This is a genomic window from Streptococcus sp. E24BD (assembly GCF_041807825.1).
GTDB classification, from domain to species: domain Bacteria; phylum Bacillota; class Bacilli; order Lactobacillales; family Streptococcaceae; genus Streptococcus; species Streptococcus entericus.
This window is the reverse complement of record NZ_JBGTZB010000033.1, coordinates 1-21,007: the sequence shown is the minus strand read 5'-3', so window position 1 is coordinate 21,007 and position 21,007 is coordinate 1. Positions and strand designations below refer to the sequence as shown.

The window sequence follows — 21,007 nt, the reverse complement described above, 5'->3', positions numbered from 1 at the left end:
TGGTCACTATTTGGCAAGTAAACCACTTGAGCGACGTCTTTGCCGTCATCAATTGGCAGGTAGACGTCAACTGGAGCAGTTGGCTTGACGATGTTTCCATCTGTGTCAACCAGCTCGATGTCAAAAAGATCATAATCTTTTTCTCTGAGAACGCTTGGTGTTTCAGTATTTCCTGTTTCCATGTGAGTAATGCTAATACTCTCGATTTGAGCAGCAACAGTATTGTCCTGGTTACTCAGAACTGTTACCTTAACACCTGTATGTTCATCATTAACAACAGGCAGAACAATTTCTTTTGTCCCCACGCGAACCTTTTTAGATTGAGCAGGGATCTCATCTTCGCTACGGACTGGATTAGTTCCCTTAGTCTCTAAAACATCATTGACATAGATATCCTCATAAACATCTACACGACTGCCGTTAACGCCTTCTTGGTCAGTTTCTTCTTTACCTTTTTTCCAGAGTTGTATCTTCTGTACGTTCAACCGTAAAGTCAATCACAATTGTTTCACGACGCTCACGTGTCTCTGTCTTCTTGGTACCAATAACGATAACCTCAGTCGTTGGCTCAATCCGCTCAACAGAACCTGGAATGTCCTCAGTAGCTGTGACTCGACCATTGACTACAGTTTCCTTAATGCGTTTGGAAACAGAGCCGTTGGCACCAGCAGTCTCAACCTCGCGATAACCGGGGTCTTTGGTGTTATCTTCTTTAGTAACAGAAGTAAATGGCAAAGCTTCTGTCACAACACGTTCACGCGTGACAACACGTGGTCCAAAGAATGCCAACTCTCTTAACGTCAACATGGTTGGTGTCGGCTCCCCTGTCGCTCTTGACTTAGCTTCCAACAATGTCAAAACGACGCGATCGGCTTTAATCCCTGCCTCACCAAATTCATGGCTGACTTCTGCTTGCTCATAAGGCACAGCAATATCGTTAGACTCATAGACGGTCTCAGCACCTCGGAAAGCTACTACCTTATACTTGGTTAATGTGCCATTTGCATTAGTCCGCTTACTGATGAGCAGGCTGGTCAAATCAATTGGTTCGCCATCTTTTGAGCTGATGGTCACTGATTGTGGCAAGCGCCAGTCTGTCGGATACACCCCATCAATATGGTTAGAGGCCATACCCCACTTGAGCTCTGCAATGGTTGCCTTATTGCCATCAAGAAGTTTATCTGGCTCTGCACCTGGCTGCCAAGATTCTGGAGCACCAGCAACTATCTTCAAGACCTTATTGTCGATTTTAGCTAGGTTGCTGTTTTCACCAAGCACGGTCACCACATTGACACGATGTCCATCGACATTACTGATGTCGCCACTCGCCACCTCAAGCACCGTTCTGCCCTTATCTGTTGGCTGGATACGATAAGCCAGCGTTTTACCATCACGCTGCTCGATAAAGGTAGCAAGATTACCATTAGACAATAGCAGAGCTGGATTATTTGTCGGTAGGACAGACCGTTCAAAGGTAAGAAGAGCTGTTGTCTCGTCAGCAAAAGAAACACTAGCGACATTATTATCCGGCAGTTTTTGTGCCTCATTAATCAAGAAATCCCAGTTGAATTTTCGGAAATAAAGCGTGAAATCGTTCTGATCACCAGAGGCATGCTCATAAAGGATACCAAAGTCATCCCCACCTAGGTGTTGCAGTGAATTATAGGCGAATTTACCTGGTTGAATCAAGCGATGGCTCAGCCAGTTCAGTCGCCCGCCTTCTTGAACTTCAGCCACACGGACATGTCCGTCAATCCGGTCACGAGGGGAATTCCCCCAGCCAGGTCCATTTGAGTTGGCTAGAACAACGTACTCTTTGCCATCACGGACAAGATGAACAGCTGACAGTTGGACGTAATTATCTTTAACATCTTCATGACTTTCGATGTCATTTTCCCAGGTTGCGCCACCGTCTAAGCTGGTTGCTGAAGTGACCTTACCAGTCATGCTCCGCATGAACATCTTCAGTTGACCATTATTGAGTTGAACAACCGTCGCTTCTGTTTTTTGTTCACGACCATTATTCATCATCGCATGATTGAGGACTGTGCCGTCAGCCAGACGACGATTATCATTGACCGTCTCTCCTGCCTTCCAAGTGAGACCATGATCGTCAGAGTAAAAGACCATGGAAGACTGTGAACCACTTAATCCCCCAACATAGTTAGTTGCATAAGCAGGCACAATCAAGCGACCCTTATGAGGACCTGTATGTAAGGCAATACCTGTACCAAGACCGATTCCTAAGAAGTTAACATGATCTTTCTTCAAAATAGGTGTTAAGTCCTGTGGACGTGACCAAGTCCAGCCATCATCGTCACTATGAGATAACCAAACATAAGAGGCATTAGCGATACGGAAAGGTGCCTCAGTGCCCTTATGGGTTTGGAAATAGATGTTACCAAGTACGGTATCCCGACCATCCCGACGAATATCACCTAAGTTAGCATAGGCTGGGCTGTTATCCTCAAGATTAACTCGAAATTCTGTGGCTTGACCTTGAGCATCATAGATAACACCATTTTCACAAACCGTATGCGTTGGTTTGTTTGTACCATCGGTATAAAGGTTTAAATAAGCTTTACCATCAATAGTTGAATACTGAACTTCACGTGTTTCAACTGTTTGTGGCAAACCAAATACAGCTCGACCTTCTGGGAACATGTCCATAAAGGCATAGATACGCTTGGTTGTTGGGTCTTGTACCAGACCAGCATCAATCGTCAAAGGCGAGTTAACAGCACCGTTTGAAACGGCTAGGTTATTGCGCAAGTTCACAATCGGAATAATCGGTTCCCAAGTATTTCCGTTGTCGTTACTACGTCTGATAACTGTCGCAATGTCTCCTTGGTCGGCGTAGGTATTTTAGCGTTCATCAGTCGCTGCAATCAGGGTTCCTGCATCTGTTTTCAAGAGGGCTAGGATACGGTAATAACCTGAACCAGTAGGTCCTTTTTGACCATTACGTCCACCCTCAAACACAGGCAGTTTATCTGTTAGTGTCTCATTATCACGTGGTGGGAATTCATATGGTGTCCGTGTAAATGGTTGAGATTTGGCGATAATGTCTTCGATCGTTAAAGCTGTCTTGTAGAAACTTGCTTCGCGAATTTCAAAACCATCAACCCCCCATACTTTACCGCGCTGGGCAGCCCCGATTTGAGCATGAGCTAGATTAGGCAGGGCCGCAAAGAGAGGACTGTTCAACTGATGTGTTAATGAGTGAACACCATTGACATAGATATTGACTATTGTCCGATTCGTCGCTTTATCTTTCTCATAAGTTAAGGCAACCGCATTCCACTCACCATTCTTAACTTTCTGAGTTCCGCCATTGAGGTGAGCGTAATCGGCTTGATTGGCACTTACACGGGTCTCGATGGCTACAGTTCCTGCGTTAGAATAGAGGGCTGTGTATTGGTTGTCAACACTGTCGCTGGTAGCGTTGAATAGGGTATGGAAACCTGCATTTTCTGGAACACGATATTCAATATAAAAGGTTCCACTGTCAGCTGTTTTAAGAGCTTGTTTAACTGTTTCATCAAAGGCATAGCGTTGACAGTTTGAAGCATCCAACACTTGATTGTTAATCGTAACGACAGGTTCCTTTGATGGCTCCTCCGGTGTTTCTTAAACTTGAGGGGTCTCTTCGATTAGTTTAACACAAGATGGAATGAATTGAGCCGCAGTGACGACACCTGATCTAGCTGGTAAATTATTTGCCCAAGACTCCAAAGCAGTTAGTCGCAAGTATTGGGCCTTAACAGGTTGGAAGTTGATAACACGAGTATTATTATTTGCTCCTAAGCTAAAAGTTTTTTCATGAACAGCTCCTTTTATATTGATAGCGTTTTCTTTTTTGTCATTTACCATTCTAGCAATTTTCAACTCTTTTATCAACATAAATATTCTTAATAGAACATTTATAAACTATTTCCTACTATTTACATTAATCCAGAGCAGAATAATCGCTTCAAGAGAGCTAAATTCAAGACAGATAGGACAATCTATCAGATTATTTTAAAGAAGCCTTTTACTGAAAATTATTCAAAAAAACAAATAAATATATATTATCTTATTGTTTTTGTTCGACTTTGTTCAAAAAAATAGCGCTCCAAATGGAGCACTATTGTCATTGCATTAAAGTGAGTTTGTATCGATCTTGATACCAACACCTTGAGTTGTAGTGATGGTCAAGCTAGTGATATAAGTCCCTTTGGCAGTTGCTGGCTTAGCTTTGATGATTGTGTCGTGGAAAGCTTTAACGTTTTCAACGAGTTTATCAGCTTCAAATGATACTTTACCAACAAGAGCTTGAACGATACCAGCCTTGTCCGCACGGTAAGTGATTTTACCACCTTTAGACTCTTCAACAGCTTTAGCAACATCCATAGTTACTGTACCAGTTTTAGGGTTTGGCATGAGGTTACGTGGACCAAGGACACGACCAAGACGACCCACAACAGCCATCATATCTGGTGTTGCGATAACCACGTCGAAGTCCAACCAACCACCGTTGATTTTTGCAACGAGGTCATCTTCACCAACAAAGTCTGCACCAGCAACTTTAGCTTCTTCAGCTTTCGCACCACGAGCGAAAACTAAGACACGAGCAGTTTTACCAGTACCGTTTGGCAAAACCATTGCCCCACGGATTTGTTGGTCAGCTTTACGAACGTCGATGTTAAGGTTGTAAGCCACTTCAACAGACGCATCAAATTTTGCGAAGTTTAATTCTTTAGACAAAGCCACAGCTTCTTCAACGCTGTATGCTTTTGTGCTGTCGATTTTTTCAAGAGCAGCACGCAGTTGTTTGCTTTTTTTAGCCATTTGTTATTCTCCTTGTAAGTCTGATAATTAAGGTCGGGAAACTGTCCTAAAACAAATTAGTCAGTCACAGTGAATCCCATAGAACGAGCAGTACCCTCAATCATACGCATAGCAGCTTCAAGGTTAGCAGCGTTCAAGTCAGGCATCTTAGTTTCAGCAATTTCTTGTACTTGCGCACGAGTAACTGTTGCTACTTTAGTTTTGTTTGGTGTACCTGAACCTTTTTCAACACCTGCAGCTTTCTTCAATAGAACAGCAGCTGGTGGTGTTTTACAGATGAAATCAAATGATTTATCTTCATACACAGAGATAACAACTGGGATAATCATACCAGCTTGATCAGCTGTACGAGCGTTGAACTCTTTAGTGAATCCCATGATGTTGATACCGGCTTGACCAAGCGCAGGACCAACTGGTGGAGCTGGAGTAGCTTTACCCGCTGGGATTTGCAATTTAACGAGTTTTTCGACTTTTTTAGCCATAATATAAAATCCTCCTATTGTGGTTCTCTCGGTAATTACAGATTTTTACCTCCCACAAGTATGACAAGCATACCAAATTAGTCTACCAAAAAATGAAAGCTTTGTAAAGTATTTCGCACATTTTTTATTTGTAATGGCGCTGATTTAACAAATTGTCTGGTAGGTCATGAAATGACTTGCCCTGATGGTAATTACTGAATTTCCCTAAAATGTAATTGTAGGCATCTAGCTTACTCTCATAACGGATGTAGGCATCCATCGCACGCTCATCACCCGTTTCTTCTATCACTTTTTTAGTTTCGACCATAGCCATATCATTTATCATCACTTGAGTGTGAACCCATTCTTCAAAATCGGTTAAAAATTGTTCAGCCATTGCCACAATTCCTCCTACAACAATAAAAATAGAGCCAGTCCGCTGACCAGCTCTTCTCTGCCACCACCGAGAATTGAACTCGGAACTGAGCATTACCATTGCTCTATTATACCATTTAACTATAGCGGCGACTACCTATCTATCATACTATAACTTTACTATTTTGACAAGAGATTTTATTAAAAAATTTTTCAAGCGCTGAAAACCCTAATAACTCCGCCATTTCCCAAACATCTCACCCACTATATATTGTATTCTAAAAAAACATCAACCCTATATCTTGTGTTTTTTTCGTCTTTTTGGTATGATTGGAGGGTATTACTTTTCAAGGAGATTGATATGGCTAAAATCACTGTCTTTACCAAAAATAACTGCATGCCCTGCAAAATGACCAAAAAATTTTTAACCGAAAATGGTGTGGATTTTGAGGAAATCAATATTGAGGAGCAACCTGAAAAAATCGATTACGTCAAAAGTTTAGGATTTAGTTCCGCTCCTGTGATCGAGGCTGGCAATATCGTCTTCTCTGGCTTCCAGCCCGCCAAACTTAAAAAATTAATTTAAGATGAAACTCGTTTTCTTCACGATTACGGGACAAACCAGACGCTTTATCGCTAAGTTGAACATGGCTGAGCAAGCTCTGGAGCTGACACCTTCAACCATGGTCACCCTAGACGAGGAATTTATCCTTGTCTGCCCAACCTATGAGGATGGTGTGGATCATATTGATGATTTTTTAGATGACCACAAGGCACAGCTCAAAGGTCTTATTGGTATTGGCAACCGTAACTTTGGTCCAGACTTTTGTCATCTGGCCAAGCGTTATGCCACTACTTATCAGGTCCCCCTACTTTACACATTAGAATTTAACGGCACGCCAGACGATGTCGAATACGTCAAAGGAATTTTACAACATGAGTCTTAAAGATTTAGGCGATGTGTCTTACTTCCGCCTCAACAACGAAATCAATCGTCCAGCCAACGGACAAATCCCTCTTCATAAGGATAAAGAAGCCCTAGACGCTTTCTTCAATGAGAATGTTATCCCAAACACCAAAACCTTTACCAGTATGGTGGATAAGGTGCAATTCTTGCTTGATGAAGACTACCTAGAACAGGAATTTATCAGCCTCTACAGTCCTGAATTTATCGAAAGCTTGGCAAAACAGCTCAAGGATGCGAACTTCCGCTTCCAGTCTTTCATGGCAGCTTATAAGTTCTACCAACAGTATGCCTTAAAGACCAACGACGGCGAATTTTATCTGGAATCCTTTGAGGACCGGGTTTTGTTCAACGCTCTTTACTTCGCTAATGGTGATGAGGAACTGGCACGCACCTTGGCTGACGAGATGATTCATCTGCGCTACCAGCCGGCAACCCCATCTTTCCTCAACGCTGGTCGTAGTCGCCGTGGGGAGCTGGTGTCTTGCTTCCTGATTCAAGTGACGGACGACATGAACGCCATCGGTCGTTCCATCAACTCTGCTCTGCAATTGTCCCGTATCGGTGGGGGCGTAGGCATCTCTCTATCAAACCTCCGCGAAGCTGGAGCGCCAATCAAGGGCTACGCTGGAGCTGCTTCTGGTGTTGTTCCAGTCATGAAATTGTTTGAAGACAGCTTCTCCTACTCCAACCAGTTAGGGCAACGTCAGGGGGCTGGTGTTGTTTATCTGGATGTTTTCCACCCAGATATCATCAATTTCCTATCGACGAAAAAGGAAAATGCGGACGAGAAAATCCGTGTTAAAACCCTATCTTTGGGGCTGACTGTACCAGACAAGTTCTACGAGCTGGCTCGTAAAAATGAGGACATGTACCTCTTCAGTCCTTACTCTATTGAGCGCGAGTACGGTGTGCCATTTAACTACATCAACATCACCGAGAAATACGATGAGCTGGTGGCCAATCCAAACATCACCAAGACCAAGATTAAGGCGCGTGATTTGGAGACCGAGATTTCCAAACTTCAACAAGAATCTGGCTACCCTTACATCATCAATATTGACACGGCTAACCGCAGCAATCCTATCGATGGTCGGATTATCATGAGTAATTTGTGCTCTGAGATTTTACAGGTTCAAAAAACCAGCCACATCAATGATGCTCAGGTCTTTGAAACCCTTGGAACAGATATTTCTTGTAATTTGGGCTCGACCAACATCGTCAACCTGATGACATCACCTGATTTTGGCAAATCCGTGCGTGCCATGACGAGGGCTTTGACCTTTGTTACGGATAGCTCAAGCATTGAAGCCGTCCCAACCATCAAGAACGGTAACGAACAGGCTCACACCATCGGTCTGGGAGCTATGGGACTGCATTCCTACTTTGCTCGTCATCACATGCACTACGGTAGTCCAGAGTCTATTGAGTTTACAGACATTTACTTCATGCTTCTCAACTACTGGACCTTGGTGGAATCTAACAACATCGCCCGTGAGCGTGGCACTAGCTTTGTCGGTTTTGAAAAGTCAAAATACGCTGATGGGACATACTTTGACAAGTATGTGACGGGGCAATATCAACCGCAGTCTGAGCAAGTGAAAACCCTCTTTGCTGGTCACTTTATTCCGACTCGAGAGGACTGGGCTAAACTCCGTGAAGCTGTTCAAGAACACGGTCTCTACCATCAAAACCGTCTGGCCGTTGCGCCAAATGGCTCTATCAGCTACATCAACGATGTGTCTGCTTCTATTCATCCGATTACACAACGCATCGAGGAACGTCAAGAGAAGAAAATCGGTAAGATTTACTACCCTGCTTCTGGACTTGCGACCGACACTATCCCTTACTACACTTCTGCCTACGACATGGACATGAGAAAGGTAATTGATGTTTATGCCGCAGCAACCGAACACGTTGACCAAGGCTTATCCATGACCCTCTTCCTTCGCAGCGAAATGCCTCTTGGACTCTACGAATGGAAGACCGAGACCAAGCAAACCACACGCGACTTGTCTATCCTCCGTAACTACGCCTTTAACAAGGGCGTCAAGTCCATCTACTACATTCGCACCTTTACGGATGACGGCGAGGAAGTCGGATCCAACCAATGTGAGAGCTGTGTGATTTAATCCGCTACTGCTTGTTGCGAAATCTAATTTTTTGTCGCCAAGTTTTTAACAGCTTGGCTTTTTTATGATATAATAGACCTATTGATTTTCAAAAAGGATATCCCCATGACAAATTACTACAACGCCATCAACTGGAACGCTATCGAAGATGCGGTGGACAAGTCCACCTGGGAAAAACTGACTGAGCAGTTTTGGCTGGATACTCGTATCCCTTTGTCAAACGACTTAGACGACTGGAGAAAGCTTACTACCACTGAAAAAGACTTGGTGGGTAAGGTTTTTGGCGGGCTGACCTTACTTGACACGGTGCAATCCGAAAGCGGTATGGCTCAGCTCAAAAAAGATGCACGAACTCCTCACGAAGAGGCTGTCCTCAATAACATTGAGTTCATGGAATCCGTTCACGCCAAGTCCTATTCTTCCATCTTTTCAACCCTCAACACCAAAAGCGAGATTGAGGAGATTTTCGACTGGACCAACTCCAACGAATACCTCCAAAAGAAAGCTGAAATCATCAACGAGATTTATAAAAACGGCAAGCCTCTGGAGAAAAAAGTCGCCAGTGTCTTCCTCGAAACTTTCCTGTTCTACTCTGGTTTCTTTACTCCGCTTTACTATCTGGGGAATAATAAACTGCCTAACGTGGCGGAAATTATCAAGCTGATTATCCGTGATGAGAGCGTACACGGGACCTACATCGGCTACAAGTTCCAACTAGGCTTTAACGAATTACCAGAAGACGAGCAAGCTGCCCTCAAGGACTGGATGTACGACCTCCTCTACACCCTTTATGAAAACGAGGAAAACTACACCCGTTACCTCTACGACAGTGTCGGCTGGACCGATGAAGTTCTGACCTTTATTCGTTACAATGCCAACAAGGCGCTGATGAATCTGGGACAAGACCCACTCTTTCCTGACACTGCCAACGATGTTAACCCTATCGTCATGAATGGTATTTCGACAGGAACCAGCAACCACGACTTCTTCTCTCAAGTCGGTAACGGCTACCTGCTGGGAACTGTTGAGCCCATGCAAGATGATGATTACACCATGGGAATGTAGCCCATAACTTTTTCGCACCAAGATTTTACCCTTAGACACAAAGGAGGCTAGGACAGAAATCCTATTCTCTCCTTTTTATTATTCACAACATTAGGCGTAATAGTTTTGAACAACTCTTATCGCTTTGCCAGTTTTAGTGTTATCTCTGCACAGATTATTCGGTACTTTGTACCAATGCCTCTGCTAAGCACTTCAACTGTTCCCCTTAAGATGGGGCATTGTGAGTTGCAAAAGCATCCTACTCCCTAATACACTGATGTCATCAGCTGAACTGTCCTAACGAATGGAGGAAACAACGATCCCTAAATGTCCAACCTCAAACAATCACTTCCCTAAATGTTGCTCGCTGTCTGGTTTTCAGGCTCACACCTTCAACAGTCACTCCCCTGACTGTTGAAGTCATCCGGAGGTGGACACGAAATAATTTGGAAACTATTTAAGCCCAACCCTGGACATTTGACAGGTGGGAAGACAGCAACTGCTAATCAACGACCGATTGAATGCCATGCTCCCTCTTTAAGAACATGTTATGTTTACTCTTGAAATCTGATTGATTTAGCGTTACAATAAACTTATGATTATTTATCGTCTCTTCGCCTTAGCTTGGCTGTTTACCTTACCAATATTAGCCCAACTGCTGGTTAAATTGTTCCGCTTGGAACGCTTCAAAATCAATCTAGCAGACCTCAGTCTGCCCTTCTACGCTTTTGCTATCTTCCAAGTCTCCAAACGTTTCTTCACTCATAGTTTCCTTCCGCACTACTTAGCTGTTATGGCCATTTTAGCCCTTGTTATTTGTACTGCCATGCTCAACAAACAAGAAACATTTTGGGTGAAACGATTTTTCAAACTTTTTTGGCGCATTGGTTTTTTTGTGACTGCTTTTTGCTATTTACTCACGATTATTCTTATCTTTTTCAACTAAAAACAAAACCGCCAGATAAACTGGCGGTTTACTATGCAATTAGATCAGAGGATTTAGCATTTTGATGATGATTGATTTGACAGTGATTATTTAAGACTGTATGACCACCATCAAGACGTTGCTGTCAGCTGATCAATAATGGCTTGCAAATTCTCTCGTGACAGGGAACTAGTGATGATAAAATTATCATCTAGTTCTTCATAAGGGTATTCTAGCAATCGATCCATCACATCTTGATAAGGGAACGTCCCAACCAAACGGTAATCCCAGTCACTCCTGTCCTCACTTTTATAGACAATCGACAAGGTCCAGTGGCTAAGTGGATGTCCCACCAGATATGTCTCATTGTGACGTTCAACAAAGGGACGTCGTGGCAAAACAACCGCCAATTCCTCTCCAATAGAATAATTACCGTAAATCGTTTGTTGATCGTTAGTCAGATGGAAGGTCTGTTCATGGATATGAGCTTCTGGGTATTGCGCCGCTAAAATAACTTCTTCATAAGTTGAGAGTATTGGCTTACCCATATAGATCAATCGCTCTGCCATTTTCCGACCAATCACTAAAGAACGTTTCAAGTAATAGAGCACCTGCTCCTCCTGTCGATCGGCCTGACATAAGCCTATCAAGTTACCTTCTAAAATAGGAGTGTACGGAAAGTCTTTGATGTTCTCACTGGAAAACTTTTGCCCGTCATCAGTGATGATTGGTTTTTTTAGATGTTGTGACAAGCGTTTAATATAGGCCAGTGCCAACTCCAAATCAGCAGGCAAGGCAAAGTAATCAACATAGACCTTATAAGCTTGCTCTTTTTGATCATAGTGCAAACGATGACCTGAGTCAGACTTGCCAGGAATCCCTAACCATAGCCCACCGGCGTTAACCAAAGTATCTGCCAAAAACGCAGAGCGGTTAAAACCCTCTTGGTAGTCATCGTAAGAGTATTGCGATAAGTTAGGCAATAGCTCTAAGCATTCCTGGACAGTTAAAACAGGCAGAGGAGTGAATAATTTTTTCGCATTTTTTATGGTAAATATTGGCATGACTCTTACCTTTCCAAGTTTTTAAGAAGCTGTTAGCTCCGTCTCCTGACTGATTACCTGACCCGTTGTCGCATTAATGGTGTAGCTGTACTCCATACCATTGTAATCAAAATCAACATCAAAGACAACAGCCATCCCTCCTGTATCTTGGGTAACAGTCAAGTTAGTCACCTCTTGTTCGGTTAAGCCTGCATCCTGCAACGCAGTTTCTTTAGCTTGCTCAGGCGTTAATTCAGTAGCTACAGTTGCATCTGCAGGCTCATTTTCTCTTTCTAAGATACTGCCATCGCTCGCTTTAACTGTGTAACTACAATCTCTATCGCCAGAAACAAAGTCAATCTCATAAACCTTTTGCCCCAGCTCCAAATCTTCTCTAATTGTCAGATTGCTGACATCTCCTTCTTTTACCATTGCAGCATCAAATGCAATCAATTTAGCTTGATCTTGTCTAATCTGAGCAGTACTTGATACCTGAGACGAAGAGCTAGCAGATGAAGAGGACATTATATTTGTTGTTGATGGCTGGTTATTGGCACAAGCAGCAAGAGTAAGGAACGATGTCTCCAAATACTACTAAAGTTTGAATTTTTCTCATGGTTTTTATTCCTTTCCTTTTCCTACCATCCATTTTATACTATTTGGCTTAAAAAGGCGATAAAAAGGTTTCTGATTATCAAGAACTTTTACTCATGCCTTGTTTTTTGGTATAATGGTTAGATAGAAAAGGAGTACTTATGACTGACTTATTCACTAAGATTAAAACCGTAACCGAACTTAAAGGCACATCTGGCTTTGAACAGGATATTCGTCACTTTATTCGTAAGGCGATAACCCCCAACGTTGACCGCATTGAAACAGACGGTCTAGGTGGCATTTTTGGCATCAGAGAGAGCAAGGTTGAAAATGCTCCTCGTGTCTTGGTCGCTGGCCATATGGACGAGGTTGGCTTCATGATTAGCAGCATCAAGCCCGATGGTACCTTCCGCGTCGTTGAGCTAGGTGGCTGGAGTCCGCTCGTGGTCTCAGCTCAGCGATTTACCCTTCACACCCGTGACGGTCGTGTCTATCCGGTCATCTCAGGATCTGTGCCACCTCATTTGACACGGGGCAATGGCGGAGCTTCTCTACCTACAGTCGGTGATATCATTTTTGACGCAGGCTTTACAGACAAAGCCGAGGCAGAGCACTTTGGCGTTCGTCCAGGTGATGTCATCGTTCCTGATAGCGAGACCATCTTGACTGCCAATGGCAAACAAATCATTTCAAAAGCCTGGGACAATCGCTACGGTGTCCTAATGGTCACTGAGCTTCTTGATAGTCTCAAGGATACCCCGCTCCCAAACACCCTTATCTCAGGAGCTAATGTCCAAGAAGAGGTCGGCCTACGTGGTGCCCATGTCTCAACCACTAAGTTTAACCCAGATATTTTCCTAGCAGTGGACTGCTCACCTGCTGGAGATGTTTACGGTGACCAAGGCAAGGTTGGCGATGGTACCTTAATTCGCTTTTATGACCCAGGACATATCATGCTCCCAGCTATGAAGGATTTCCTCTTAGAGACTGCTGAACGCCATGGCATCAAGTACCAATATTACTGTGGTAAGGGCGGTACAGATGCAGGGGCTGCGCATCTGAAAAATGGCGGTGTCCCTTCCACAACGATCGGCGTTTGCGCCAGGTACATCCATTCCCATCAGACCCTCTATGCCCTTGATGATTTCCTAGAAGCCCAAAACTTCCTCCAAGCCCTGGTCAAAACCCTTGACCGCTCAACAGTAGATACGATTATTGGAAGTTATTGAGTAACATACTGCTAAGATTCATCTATATAATCCAACATACAAAAGAAGAGCCTAGGACAAAAAAGTCCCAGCCTCTTTTATTTTGTTATTTTAAACCGTCACATATTCTTTCTGCAGTTCAAGCACTTCCTCTGCTGTTGAACATTCGGTCAAGGCACGGTGAGCATACTCTTCCATCTTCTTGGTATCGAGAGTTTTTATCAAGCTACGTGTCCGAAGCACAGAAGTCGCTGACATGGAGAACTCATCCAAGCCCATACCAACCAGAAGCGGTACAGCTTGCTGATCACCCGCCATCTCACCACACATACCAGCCCATTTGCCTTCGGCATGCGCTGCTTTGATCACATTGTTAATCAAGCGCAAGATAGATGGGTTGTAAGGTTGATAGAGGTAAGAGACTTGCTCGTTCATACGGTCAGCTGCCATGGTGTATTGGATTAAGTCGTTAGTACCGATGGAGAAGAAGTCCACTTCTTTAGCAAATTGATCCGCCAACATAGCTGCTGCAGGGATTTCAATCATGATACCAACTTGGATATCGTCTGCTACTGCAACGCCTTCTGCATGCAACTTCGCCTTTTCTTCGTCAAAGACTTTCTTCGCTGCACGGAACTCGCTCAAGAGCGCCACCATTGGGAACATGATGCGAAGTTGTCCGTGTACAGACGCACGAAGAAGTGCACGGATTTGTGTACGGAACATGGCATCACCTGTTTCAGAGATAGAGATACGAAGGGCACGGAAACCAAGGAATGGGTTCATTTCATGTGGCATGTCAAAGTATGGCAACTCCTTGTCACCACCGATGTCCATGGTCCGAACCACAACTGGCTTGCCGTTCATGCCTTCAAGAACTGCCTTGTAGGCTTCGTATTGCTCGTCTTCTGTCGGGAAATCCTGAGAGTCCATATAGAGGAACTCTGTACGGTAGAGACCGACTGCCTCTGCACCGTTGTCATTTACCCCTTCAACGTCTTTTGGTGTACCGATATTAGCTGCAAGCTCAAAGTGCTTGCCATCCGCTGTTACGGTTTGAGAATCTTTCAAGAGTGCCCACTCTGCTTTTTGCTTGGCATAGGCTTCGCCCGCTGCCTTAAATGTTGCAATCTCATCATCTGATGGGTTGATAACAACCTCGCCTGTAATACCATTAACCGCCAAGATATCACCGTTTTTCACGATTTCAGTGATGTTGTTGGTTCCAAGAACGGCAGCAATCTCAAGGGTACGCGCCATGATGGCAGAGTGTGACGTCCGTCCACCGATATTAGTGACGAAAGCCTTGACAAAGTTCTTATCCAACTGAGCTGTATCAGACGGAGTCAAGTCATGGGCAATCACGATAGACTCTTCTGAAATAGTCGCCGGGTTTGGCAAACTCACTCCAAGCAAGTTAGCCAAGACACGTTTAGCCACGTCGCGAATATCTGCTGCACGCTCCTGCATATATGGGTTGTCGTCCATGCTCTCAAAGATATTGACAAACATGTCCGTTACTTCTTTAAGACCAGCTTCTGCATTAACTTGCTTAGCACGAATCGTTTCTTTAATCTGACCAACCATTTCTGGGTCTGCAAGAACCATCAAATGCGCATCAAAAACTGCTGTTGCCTCTTCACCAAGGGTATCTACTGCCTTGTTACGGATAGCAGAAAGCTCGTCTTGTGACTTGGCAAGCGCCGCATCGAGACGAGCCTCTTCTGCACCTGTGTTCTCAACTGTAATAGTCTCAAAAGACAGGTCCGGTTGAACAAGTAGATAGGCCTTAGCAACTGCAACGCCATCAGACGCTGCGATTCCTTTCAGCTTATCTGTCATGTTTAGATCAACCCTTCTTTTGTCATTGTTTCTTCGATGGCAACGATAGCATCGTCAGCATCAGCACCTTCTGTTGAGATGGTCACATCAGCACCTTGACCAACACCAAGGCTCATCACGCCCATGATTGATTTCAAGTTAACAGATTTGCCTTTGTACTCAAGGGTAATGTCAGAAGCAAACTTGCTAGCTGTTTGCACAAGCAAAGTAGCTGGACGTGCGTGAATACCTGTTTCAGCAACGATGTGGAAATCTTTAGAAGCCATAATGGTTCTCCTTTATGTATTGTTGTTTTTTGGGTAATCAAGATGATAACCCTTACAAGTTAAGATTATACCATACTCTCCATTTATTTTCAAGATAAAAAATAGGTTTATGGAAAGTTTTGGAAATCCCTTACGGTGATTTTCATCTGCCAAAGACCAGATCTTTAAGGCTTATTTATAAAACTCTCTGGTCATCTTGATGTTTTTAATCATAATGTAAAGGTGAATGGTTGCTAAAACAACGAAACCCATCAGAGGGCTCTGCTTAGTCAACTGAGCGAGGAAAAATAGCACAATATAAAGTGTAGGAATAACGACATTAGACAAGTCTAGCACCGTTTCAAAAGCCATCTTGTAATTGGCTTGCAGTTCGGCCTCATCCTGCTGCATCACATTATTCTTTAGCTCTTTAACTGTGGGTAATAAACTCATCTCAATCCCACGTAAGCTGTTGTATAGTTTCAGCAGGTACATCTGTAAACCAATCGCAATGACTAGACCTAAAAGTCCAAAAATAGGAATCACTAAGCTAGCACTATCGTCAAAAACAGTCACCTGATAGCCCAAGAACAGCAGCAAAAAGGCAAAAATTATTGATACACCAATTGCCACCATCGCATAGCCATGATAACGGTTAACCTGGCGATAAAGGTTCTCATCAACCTCCTCTTCACTGACTTCTAGATATTGCTTAACCCCATGCTTCACTCGGACCGTTAAGTAACCGCTAAGCACCAGACCTAAGCCTAAGCCCAAATATCCAAACAGGTGAGCTAAATCTTGTAGCAAAGTCTCACTAACAACCACGGTTTTCTCAAGTAAGCCAAAATACCCAAGCAAAAATCCAACCAGTCCTCCGATAAGAGCACCAATTCCTAACTGCTTCACTAAACGCTTGATTGTGTCTTTATTCATGATATTCTCTCCTATCTACTTCTTCCATCATCGCATTCACGGTAGTCTCGATTACCAAACACCTATGGTTAAGCGAGTTATCGCTTAACAAAAACACTTTATAAAAATTGTACAGAAAAGGGTTGCCTTTTCAAGACAGTTTTTAGAACATTTTTGAAGGGTAGGGACAAGATTGTCAATGCCTTGGAATTGCCCTACTCTAACGCCAAGATTGAAGCAACCAACAACATCATCAAGGTTATTAAGCGCAACGCCTTTGGTTTCAGAAACTTTGAAAACTTCAAAACTCGCATTTTCATTGCCATAAACATAAAACGAGAGAAGACAAGAACTGTACTCTCTCGGTGTTAAGTGGGTCAACCCACTACAGTTGACAAAGAGCCTAAATAAAAGACGATTTCCAAAAGGAAATCGCCTTTTTGGGTATTGTTGAAAATACTACATATTGTGGTTGGTGTAAACTGGTGTATAGTTACCTAATTTTATTGTGACAAAATAGTTTCTCAAGTATATAACTTATTCATATGAGATAGAATAGAATGATTGATAATAAAATATAGGCAATAAACTGATAACAATAGCTAAGTTTAGCATAAAATGCGATAGATTCCACTAATTGTTTTTTTTGTATGTACTTATTTTCCTTTAAAAATGAGATTGCTTCATTAGATGCATATGACTCTACAATCAATGTAAGAAGTAAACATGTTAGCAATATGATTACATCAATTATTAATATCGGTTTAAACATGAAATATTTTTTTCCGAACCAGATTGAATATAGTGCTATTATTTTCAATAATACTGATATCAGATAAGTATAAATAGATACAATAGATTGTATTTTTAAAAGTCTATTTCTATCTTTGGAATGATATAATTCATGTACAAAAGCAAAGGCATCTATCAAATAGCTACTCTCAAAATTTTTTACTCCAACTGTATGAATTATAGGTCGATACCAGAAAGAATTCGATTCAACAATTTTAGGTTCATCTACATCTTCCCTCTCACAAAACTCTTGAAATATTTTGTGCAAATCATTCCTTATTCTTATTTTTTTATGAGTATATTTACTTAAAATAAACTTATTCGTCATACCCAAAATACTTGTTATAACTAACATAATAAGAAGTATAACGACCATCGAAATAGCATTTTCGTTAGGTAATTTCATCACCAGAATTTATAATGTTTCCCTGTGAAGTATACAGCTGTGCCAACAACTGCTGCACCACCTACTACAGCTATTGCACCTCCTGGATTAAGCCACGCTGATAACACCAATGCATTAATTGTATTTGCTACCCAGCCACCTGCTAATCGAATAGCAGCTCCTACTAAACTATGACGAACTCCATGACCAACAATAGCACCTACTGTTGCAGCAACAACTCCAATTGCGGCATCTCTTATCCAATCGCCCCCATCAAGATACATCATTTCCTCTTGTTCAAGAGCTACATAATTGTTTGGTAATACTAATTCCATAAGAATTCTCCTTGTAAATAAGCAGAGCTAGGGAATTTCCCTAACAAGTGATAGACAACTTAGTTTATATCTCCGTAGCTACCTAGATAAGACAACCTTTCTCTGTCTTATTATATTTTATAGGTCATCTAAGGGCTAAACCCAAATTATTGTTTGAAACTCAACATTTCTAAAATCCAATCAAGATAAGTTTCTTTATCATATACTATTCTAACTTCAACTGGCATGTCTTTTTGAAGGATAATCGTCTCACTCTTGTGCTTTAGTGTTAGTGAATTCAATTCTATGATAACTTTATAAAGACTGATATTGCCTTCTTTTGTTTCTTGGGCAATTGTCCCTGAATCAACCTGTCTAACCTTCCCTTTTAAGGTTCCATATTTTTGGCTATTCACACCTGTCAGTGCCACATCAACCTTAGCACCTTTGGAAACACGAGAAATATCACTTGCATATACAAATGCTTCCACATAGTAGTCTTTTTCTTTTCCAGAAACCTCAGCTACTGTTTGGCCTTGTTGAAGTGACATCCCCTGCTTTAAGGGAACAATGTGAAAAGGGGTGCCTTTTCAAGGTTGTATTGCAAAGTTGATTCTAGAAATCCCTAAGGTTTATTAAAAATAAAGATCCCAGTATTATAATCACCCCAATTAAAAAGATTGGTAATTCCATTTCCTTATATTTTTCAATATATGGAATGACATACATGCTAAGTAATACAAGTAGTACTCCAATAAGAGCTATGATGATTAAAAAATATTTTTGCCACATAAATTATGTAATATCCCACCAGCCGTTATTTGGATGTTTATCTCCTGAATCCAAATGTCTCGCTAACATCCCACCGACACTCAAGCCTCCTGTTCCTAAGACAAAACCAACAACTGTTCCAGAAATTCTATTTGCAGCTTGAACACCTATAAAGTTTATTAAGGCTCCTCTTAGGTATCTAGTAAATGTTTGTCGACCAACAGCTTTTATCGCAGCCTTAAATAAAGCAATTCCTCCGCCACCACCCATAAAATATGCAATTGTAGCGTTAATGGCGGAATTAACACCAAAAGCTAGAGCACCATTAGGTACAGATACTCCCCCCTCAAGATACATCATCTCTTCTTGTTCAAGAACAACATAATTGTTTGGTAATACTAATTCCATAAGAATTCTCCTTTCTTAATTAAACAGAGTTAAGGAATTTCCCTAATTTTTATTTTTTTATGAGTATATTTACTTAAAATAAACTTATTCGCCATACCCAAAATACTTGTTATAACTAACATAATAAGAAGTATAACGACCATCAAAATAGCATTTTCGTTAGGTAATTTCATCACCAGAATTTATAATGTTTCCCTGTGAAGTATACAGCTGTGCCAACAACTGCTGCACCACCTAATATCAGTCTCATTATAAATTGCTATTTTTTTTGTAGTTTCTTTAAAAAGATTGATATCACATTTACACCACTTAAAGCAACTATTATTTCAATTGGCAAAAAGTAATAGTCCCAGATAAAATGAGTAGCAATCAATAATAGGAACACAGCAAAATCAAAATAGCTATTCCTAATGCGTTCTGAAAGTTTATGATAGATAAATGCAAGAACAATCGAAACTAGAATAATCTTCATAAGACTATCCTACTCTTAATTGATTATCACGTTTTCCATCCCAGCCATCAATAACATTAGTAAATATCCAATCTGCTCCTGCACCAATTCCACCTGATGCAATGCTTCTAATGATTGTATTTGCAAAAGCATTTCCGATATGAATTGAAAAGGGTTGCCTTTTCAGAGTGTACCTTCAGTAAAAAATCAATTTACTTATTTTAAACTACATTTTTTATAAAAGTAATAACAAATAAAGTAGATAACATATAGAAAGTCTAGTAAAAACAAGGTTGATAGTATAAAGAAATACCACCAAGATTCAAGTTGAATAAAAAAGAATAGAATCGATATAGGTTGTATTGCAAAGATAACTCTTGAAATCTTATCAAAGGTCAGTTTATTGAACATCTCATCTCCATCCAAGAATATTTGTCTCAATCCACTGTCCTAACCAACGACCTGTTCTATAGCCTGTAACATATCCTGTAACAGCTCCTGAGATTGCTGCTAGCGTTCCCACAGAAACCGTTCCTACTATAGGTAGAGTTACAGTTCCTAAAGCACTTCCATATGTCCCCATTTGAACTGCCCATACAAAGCCTTTTATAACTCCTCCACCAATAGCAAATGCATCTGCAACCCAACCTTCTCCCTCAAGATACATCATCTCCTCTTGCTCAAGGGCAACATAGTTACTTGGTAATACGAGTTCCATTTTTTCTTCTCCTCTTAATTTAACAGGGTTAGGGAATTTCCCTAACAAGTGATAGACAACTTAGTTTATATCTCCGTAGCTACCTAGATAAGACAACCTTTCTCTGTCTTATTGTATTTTATAGGTCATCTAAGGGCTAAACCCAAATTATTGTTTGAAACTCAACATTTCTAAAATCCAATCAAGATAAGTTTCTTTATCATATACTATTCTAACTTCAACTGGCATGTCTTTTTGAAGGATAATCGTATCACTCTTGTGCTTTAGTGTTAGTGAATGCAATTCTATGATAACTTTATAAAGACTGATATTGCCCTCTTTTGTTTCTTGGGCAATTGTCCCTGAATCAACCTGTCTAACCTTCCCTTTTAAGGTTCCATATTTTTGGCTATTCACACCTGTCAGTGCCACATCAACCTTAGCACCTTTGGAAACACGAGAGATATCACTTGTGAAAAGGCACCTCTTTTCTGTACAATTTTTATAAAGTGTTTTTGTTAAGCGATAACTCGCTTAACCATAGGTGTTTGGTAATCGAGACTACCGTGAATGCGATGATGGTTCCACCAGTGGACATAGTCCTTGGTTTT

The 21,007-nt window shown here is 41.6% G+C and carries 26 protein-coding genes, 1 tRNA gene and 1 pseudogene; 7 read left to right on the top strand and 21 right to left on the bottom strand.

Translation table 11 applies throughout. The features are described 5' to 3' along the window. The 8 genes from ACERC5_RS08210 to ACERC5_RS08175 form a co-directional block, all read right to left on the bottom strand. Positions 1-485 (bottom strand): G5 domain-containing protein (locus ACERC5_RS08210; protein ID WP_373660548.1); only part of this gene is annotated, 485 nt, incomplete at its 3' end. Then, positions 448-2,778, bottom strand: a complete 2,331-nt coding sequence (locus tag ACERC5_RS08205; protein ID WP_373659395.1) for an exo-alpha-sialidase — start codon at positions 2,776-2,778, stop codon at positions 448-450. The genes ACERC5_RS08205 and ACERC5_RS08210, both read right to left, overlap by 38 nt. A gap of 87 nt (positions 2,779-2,865) precedes the next feature. Then, positions 2,866-3,576: a sialidase domain-containing protein gene (locus ACERC5_RS08200; RefSeq protein WP_373659394.1), complete on the bottom strand. Its 711-nt coding sequence runs from the start codon at positions 3,574-3,576 to the stop codon at positions 2,866-2,868. A gap of 54 nt (positions 3,577-3,630) precedes the next feature. Then, positions 3,631-3,903: a hypothetical protein gene (locus ACERC5_RS08195; protein WP_373659393.1), complete on the bottom strand. Its 273-nt coding sequence runs from the start codon at positions 3,901-3,903 to the stop codon at positions 3,631-3,633. 237 nt (positions 3,904-4,140) lie between these two features. Continuing rightward, a complete protein-coding gene (rplA, locus tag ACERC5_RS08190; protein WP_373659392.1) occupies positions 4,141-4,830 on the bottom strand; it encodes a 50S ribosomal protein L1 in 690 nt (229 codons plus the stop codon). A gap of 56 nt (positions 4,831-4,886) precedes the next feature. After that, the gene (gene rplK, locus ACERC5_RS08185) at positions 4,887-5,312 is read right to left on the bottom strand and encodes a 50S ribosomal protein L11 (RefSeq protein ID WP_018367762.1); all 426 of its coding nucleotides are present in this window, start codon (positions 5,310-5,312) and stop codon (positions 4,887-4,889) included. A gap of 124 nt (positions 5,313-5,436) precedes the next feature. Continuing rightward, complete coding sequence (locus ACERC5_RS08180; protein ID WP_373659391.1) at positions 5,437-5,688, bottom strand: DUF1912 family protein; 252 nt, start codon at positions 5,686-5,688, stop codon at positions 5,437-5,439. A 58-nt stretch (positions 5,689-5,746) separates the two neighbouring features. Continuing rightward, positions 5,747-5,817: transfer RNA gene (locus tag ACERC5_RS08175), tRNA-Thr, on the bottom strand. A 210-nt stretch (positions 5,818-6,027) separates the two neighbouring features. Between ACERC5_RS08175 and nrdH the strand changes: the two genes are divergently transcribed. The 5 genes from nrdH to ACERC5_RS08150 all read left to right on the top strand — a co-directional run bounded on the left by nrdH (position 6,028) and on the right by ACERC5_RS08150 (position 10,752). Continuing rightward, positions 6,028-6,252 (top strand): glutaredoxin-like protein NrdH, encoded by a 225-nt coding sequence (gene nrdH, locus ACERC5_RS08170; protein WP_373659389.1) that lies wholly within the window; start codon positions 6,028-6,030, stop codon positions 6,250-6,252. A 1-nt stretch (position 6,253) separates the two neighbouring features. After that, the gene (gene nrdI, locus ACERC5_RS08165; protein ID WP_373659387.1) at positions 6,254-6,613 is read left to right on the top strand and encodes a class Ib ribonucleoside-diphosphate reductase assembly flavoprotein NrdI; all 360 of its coding nucleotides are present in this window, start codon (positions 6,254-6,256) and stop codon (positions 6,611-6,613) included. Next, complete coding sequence (gene nrdE / locus ACERC5_RS08160) at positions 6,603-8,762, top strand: class 1b ribonucleoside-diphosphate reductase subunit alpha (protein WP_373660547.1); 2,160 nt, start codon at positions 6,603-6,605, stop codon at positions 8,760-8,762. The genes nrdI and nrdE overlap by 11 nt, the downstream gene beginning before the upstream one ends. A gap of 105 nt (positions 8,763-8,867) precedes the next feature. Further along, positions 8,868-9,827 (top strand): class 1b ribonucleoside-diphosphate reductase subunit beta, encoded by a 960-nt coding sequence (nrdF, locus tag ACERC5_RS08155; RefSeq protein WP_373659385.1) that lies wholly within the window; start codon positions 8,868-8,870, stop codon positions 9,825-9,827. Between the two features lie 574 nt (positions 9,828-10,401). Further along, positions 10,402-10,752 carry a DUF3397 domain-containing protein gene (locus ACERC5_RS08150; protein ID WP_373659384.1) on the top strand — a complete coding sequence of 117 codons (351 nt, stop codon included), beginning with the start codon at positions 10,402-10,404 and terminating at the stop codon, positions 10,750-10,752. A gap of 110 nt (positions 10,753-10,862) precedes the next feature. Here ACERC5_RS08150 and ACERC5_RS08145 read toward each other — a convergent pair whose 3' ends face one another. Both ACERC5_RS08145 and ACERC5_RS08140 read right to left on the bottom strand, forming a co-directional pair. Further along, positions 10,863-11,795, bottom strand: coding sequence for a DUF4299 family protein (locus ACERC5_RS08145; RefSeq protein ID WP_373659383.1), 933 nt, complete (start codon positions 11,793-11,795; stop codon positions 10,863-10,865). A 21-nt stretch (positions 11,796-11,816) separates the two neighbouring features. After that, positions 11,817-12,299: a PepSY domain-containing protein gene (locus ACERC5_RS08140; RefSeq protein WP_373659382.1), complete on the bottom strand. Its 483-nt coding sequence runs from the start codon at positions 12,297-12,299 to the stop codon at positions 11,817-11,819. Between the two features lie 230 nt (positions 12,300-12,529). Between ACERC5_RS08140 and pepA the strand changes: the two genes are divergently transcribed. Beyond that, complete coding sequence (gene pepA / locus ACERC5_RS08135; protein WP_373659381.1) at positions 12,530-13,597, top strand: glutamyl aminopeptidase; 1,068 nt, start codon at positions 12,530-12,532, stop codon at positions 13,595-13,597. Between the two features lie 90 nt (positions 13,598-13,687). Here the strand turns inward: pepA and ptsP are convergent, their stop codons facing one another. From ptsP to ACERC5_RS08120, 3 genes are all read right to left on the bottom strand, one after another. Then, a complete protein-coding gene (ptsP, locus tag ACERC5_RS08130) occupies positions 13,688-15,418 on the bottom strand; it encodes a phosphoenolpyruvate--protein phosphotransferase (RefSeq protein ID WP_373659379.1) in 1,731 nt (576 codons plus the stop codon). A gap of 2 nt (positions 15,419-15,420) precedes the next feature. Further along, positions 15,421-15,684, bottom strand: coding sequence for a phosphocarrier protein HPr (locus ACERC5_RS08125; RefSeq protein WP_018367751.1), 264 nt, complete (start codon positions 15,682-15,684; stop codon positions 15,421-15,423). Between the two features lie 171 nt (positions 15,685-15,855). Then, entirely contained in the window at positions 15,856-16,599 is a 744-nt protein-coding gene (locus ACERC5_RS08120; RefSeq protein WP_373659378.1) for a DUF3169 family protein, read from the bottom strand. A 105-nt stretch (positions 16,600-16,704) separates the two neighbouring features. Between ACERC5_RS08120 and ACERC5_RS08115 the strand changes: the two are divergent. Beyond that, a pseudogene (locus tag ACERC5_RS08115) lies at positions 16,705-16,950 on the top strand (transposase); the annotation flags it as partial. Between the two features lie 169 nt (positions 16,951-17,119). Here ACERC5_RS08115 and ACERC5_RS08110 read toward each other — a convergent pair. From ACERC5_RS08110 to ACERC5_RS08075, 8 genes are all read right to left on the bottom strand, one after another. Continuing rightward, entirely contained in the window at positions 17,120-17,776 is a 657-nt protein-coding gene (locus ACERC5_RS08110; protein ID WP_373659377.1) for a hypothetical protein, read from the bottom strand. After that, positions 17,776-18,090, bottom strand: a complete 315-nt coding sequence (locus tag ACERC5_RS08105) for an argininosuccinate lyase (RefSeq protein ID WP_373659376.1) — start codon at positions 18,088-18,090, stop codon at positions 17,776-17,778. Before ACERC5_RS08105 ends, ACERC5_RS08110 begins: the two co-directional genes overlap by 1 nt. A 146-nt stretch (positions 18,091-18,236) precedes the next feature. Next, entirely contained in the window at positions 18,237-18,641 is a 405-nt protein-coding gene (locus ACERC5_RS08100) for an HlyD family efflux transporter periplasmic adaptor subunit (RefSeq protein ID WP_373660550.1), read from the bottom strand. A 223-nt stretch (positions 18,642-18,864) separates the two neighbouring features. Further along, entirely contained in the window at positions 18,865-19,248 is a 384-nt protein-coding gene (locus ACERC5_RS08095; RefSeq protein ID WP_373659375.1) for a hypothetical protein, read from the bottom strand. Between the two features lie 259 nt (positions 19,249-19,507). Then, a complete protein-coding gene (locus ACERC5_RS08090; RefSeq protein WP_373659374.1) occupies positions 19,508-19,720 on the bottom strand; it encodes a hypothetical protein in 213 nt (70 codons plus the stop codon). Between the two features lie 391 nt (positions 19,721-20,111). Then, complete coding sequence (locus tag ACERC5_RS08085; protein WP_373659373.1) at positions 20,112-20,417, bottom strand: hypothetical protein; 306 nt, start codon at positions 20,415-20,417, stop codon at positions 20,112-20,114. A gap of 147 nt (positions 20,418-20,564) precedes the next feature. Beyond that, entirely contained in the window at positions 20,565-20,828 is a 264-nt protein-coding gene (locus tag ACERC5_RS08080; protein ID WP_373660546.1) for a hypothetical protein, read from the bottom strand. An 86-nt stretch (positions 20,829-20,914) separates the two neighbouring features. Continuing rightward, a partial coding sequence (locus ACERC5_RS08075) for an IS3 family transposase (RefSeq protein WP_373660549.1) occupies positions 20,915-21,007 on the bottom strand: 93 nt, incomplete at its 5' end.

Coding starts and splice junctions, on each gene's coding strand:
- pepA (WP_373659381.1), top strand. CDS start 12,530: ATGACTGACTTATTCACTAAGATTAAAACCGTAACCGAACTTAAAGGC.
- rplA (WP_373659392.1), bottom strand. CDS start 4,830: ATGGCTAAAAAAAGCAAACAACTGCGTGCTGCTCTTGAAAAAATCGAC.
- ACERC5_RS08090 (WP_373659374.1), bottom strand. CDS start 19,720: ATGAAGATTATTCTAGTTTCGATTGTTCTTGCATTTATCTATCATAAA.
- ACERC5_RS08125 (WP_018367751.1), bottom strand. CDS start 15,684: ATGGCTTCTAAAGATTTCCACATCGTTGCTGAAACAGGTATTCACGCA.
- nrdE (WP_373660547.1), top strand. CDS start 6,603: ATGAGTCTTAAAGATTTAGGCGATGTGTCTTACTTCCGCCTCAACAAC.
- nrdI (WP_373659387.1), top strand. CDS start 6,254: ATGAAACTCGTTTTCTTCACGATTACGGGACAAACCAGACGCTTTATC.
- ACERC5_RS08120 (WP_373659378.1), bottom strand. CDS start 16,599: ATGAATAAAGACACAATCAAGCGTTTAGTGAAGCAGTTAGGAATTGGT.
- ACERC5_RS08195 (WP_373659393.1), bottom strand. CDS start 3,903: ATGTTGATAAAAGAGTTGAAAATTGCTAGAATGGTAAATGACAAAAAA.
- ACERC5_RS08150 (WP_373659384.1), top strand. CDS start 10,402: ATGATTATTTATCGTCTCTTCGCCTTAGCTTGGCTGTTTACCTTACCA.
- ACERC5_RS08140 (WP_373659382.1), bottom strand. CDS start 12,299: ATGTCCTCTTCATCTGCTAGCTCTTCGTCTCAGGTATCAAGTACTGCT.
- nrdF (WP_373659385.1), top strand. CDS start 8,868: ATGACAAATTACTACAACGCCATCAACTGGAACGCTATCGAAGATGCG.
- nrdH (WP_373659389.1), top strand. CDS start 6,028: ATGGCTAAAATCACTGTCTTTACCAAAAATAACTGCATGCCCTGCAAA.
- ptsP (WP_373659379.1), bottom strand. CDS start 15,418: ATGACAGATAAGCTGAAAGGAATCGCAGCGTCTGATGGCGTTGCAGTT.
- ACERC5_RS08095 (WP_373659375.1), bottom strand. CDS start 19,248: ATGGAATTAGTATTACCAAACAATTATGTTGTTCTTGAACAAGAAGAG.
- ACERC5_RS08085 (WP_373659373.1), bottom strand. CDS start 20,417: ATGGAACTCGTATTACCAAGTAACTATGTTGCCCTTGAGCAAGAGGAG.
- ACERC5_RS08110 (WP_373659377.1), bottom strand. CDS start 17,776: ATGAAATTACCTAACGAAAATGCTATTTCGATGGTCGTTATACTTCTT.
- rplK (WP_018367762.1), bottom strand. CDS start 5,312: ATGGCTAAAAAAGTCGAAAAACTCGTTAAATTGCAAATCCCAGCGGGT.
- ACERC5_RS08145 (WP_373659383.1), bottom strand. CDS start 11,795: ATGCCAATATTTACCATAAAAAATGCGAAAAAATTATTCACTCCTCTG.
- ACERC5_RS08180 (WP_373659391.1), bottom strand. CDS start 5,688: ATGGCTGAACAATTTTTAACCGATTTTGAAGAATGGGTTCACACTCAA.
- ACERC5_RS08105 (WP_373659376.1), bottom strand. CDS start 18,090: ATGGAATTAGTATTACCAAACAATTATGTAGCTCTTGAACAAGAGGAA.